The 1875-nt window shown below is 61.3% G+C and carries 2 protein-coding genes and 1 pseudogene; 1 reads left to right on the top strand and 2 read right to left on the bottom strand.

The window, feature by feature from the left end:
- Positions 1 to 679: pseudogene (locus tag GYA94_RS26110) on the top strand (M24 family metallopeptidase); the annotation flags it as partial.
- Positions 680 to 718: 39 nt separating this feature from the next.
- Here the strand turns inward: GYA94_RS26110 and GYA94_RS26105 are convergent.
- Positions 719 to 1000: a hypothetical protein gene (locus GYA94_RS26105; RefSeq protein WP_009684158.1), complete on the bottom strand. Its 282-nt coding sequence runs from the start codon at positions 998 to 1000 to the stop codon at positions 719 to 721.
- 189 nt (positions 1001 to 1189) lie between these two features.
- Positions 1190 to 1875: EamA family transporter (locus GYA94_RS26100; protein ID WP_161893399.1), on the bottom strand; the 686-nt coding region annotated here is incomplete at its 5' end.

Here is a 1875-nt window from a genome sequence, read left to right as displayed (position 1 = left end):
AGTGGTGCGATGACGCATGACCGCGCCACCGAGCAGTCGCAGGCACGCATCGAAGGCAACGGGCTGTTGCGGGGCGATTCGGGGGGGGCAGTACCTGGGGGGGACTACTGACATCACTCGCATGGTGCCGGTGGGTGTTCCCAGCCACGCACAGAAGGAAGACTGCACCCGCGTGCTCAAAGGCATGATCGCCCTGTCGCGGGCCACGTTTCCCCGTGGCATCCTGTCGCCCCTGCTCGATGCCATTGCGCGCGCGCCGATCTGGGCTGACCAGGTCGACTACGGGCATGGGACCGGGCACGGGGTGGGCTATTTCCTCAATGTGCATGAGGGGCCACAAGTGATTGCCTACCAAGCGGCACCGGCGCCCCATACGGCCATGCAGGCGGGCATGATCAGCTCGATCGAGCCGGGCACCTACAGGCCTGGGCAATGGGGGGTACGCATCGAGAATCTGGTGGTCAACCGCGAAGCGGGCACGAGCGCCTTCGGTGACTTCCTGAACTTCGAGACCTTGACGCTGTGCCCGATCGACACCCGCTGCCTCCTGCCCGAACGACTGACCCAATGTGAACTGGAGTGGCTCAATGGCTATCATGCCCACGTGCGCGAGCGTTTGGCCCCGTTGTTGAAAGGGGAGGCGCTTGGCTGGCTCGAGGCGCGCACCGCGCCGCTGTAAAGCGCGGCAAAGAGGGCAGCCGATGCGCTGCCCTTGCTGCTATTTGCAGATGACGATCATGCTGCGGCTGGTGTAGCCCGCTGGGTTGATGCCGAACAAATAGTCACCGTCTTCTTCGTCGCTGTCACCAGACCGTGCGACCACCCGGTAACCGCGGGTGCTGCAAGCGCTTGCAGCCTTGCTGTAACACTTGTCCCACGAGGATGAAAGGCCGGAGCAATTGATATGCAGGCCCTTTTTGCCCTTCTTGACCTCGGTCTTGGCCGTGGCGGCACATCCAGCAATAGCCAAGATGGCCAGGATGAGAAAAATACGTTTCATTCCTGTCCTTATATGCAGGGCGAATCCGATGTCAGACCCTGTCGTTATCGCTTCGGTTCTTCCTGAGTTTCCTCAGCGCCAGTGTTCGCTTCAGTAGAACGCGTGAAGATCGTGATGCTGTGACAGCTTAATCAGCGGGGCCGATCGCGACAATCATTAATACGGTCTCAAATGAAAATATTTCTCATATCAGTCGGCGGCGATGGGTGGGCTGGTTTCTTTTCGCATCGACAGCGTGGTGCCCACAGAGGCCGCAATGATCGCCAGGATCGCCAGCCATTGGGTGACTGTCAGAACTTCGCCAAGGAACAAAAGGCCCGACAGCGCCCCGAATGCAGGCTCGATGCTCATGAGAGTGCCGAAAGTGCGCGCCGGAATGCGCGTCAAGGCAATCATCTCCAGGCTGTAGGGCAGGGCGGTGGACAGCACTGCAACGGCGAGCGCGACGGGAATCAGCGCCGGGGTGAGCAGTGCGCTGCCGGCATGGGCGATGCCGATAGGTGCGACGAACAGGGCGGCTACCACAACGCCCAGGGCGGCACTCTGGATGCCATGCTCGGCGCCGGCGCGTTGCCCGAACAGGATATACAGTGCCCAGCAAACACCCGCCCCCAGGGCATAGGCTGCGCCCACAGGGTCAAGTGCTTGCCCGCCATGGCCGGCTGGCAGCAAGAGCAGCAAGCCAACAATGGCCAATGCGATCCAAAGGAAGTCGGTGGGTCGACGCGACGACAGCAGCGCCACAGCTAGCGGACCGGTGAACTCAAGGGCCACGGCAATGCCGATGGGCACCGTTTGCAGTGCCATATAAAAGAGGAAATTCATGCCGCCCAGTGCCATGCCATAGATGATGACGTTGCGCAGGGTTTTGGCGG

The sequence above is a fragment of the Pseudomonas juntendi genome (genome assembly GCF_009932375.1).
GTDB lineage: Bacteria > Pseudomonadota > Gammaproteobacteria > Pseudomonadales > Pseudomonadaceae > Aquipseudomonas > Aquipseudomonas juntendi.
The sequence above is the reverse complement of the archived record's forward strand: the minus strand, read 5'-3'. Positions and strand labels throughout refer to the sequence as shown.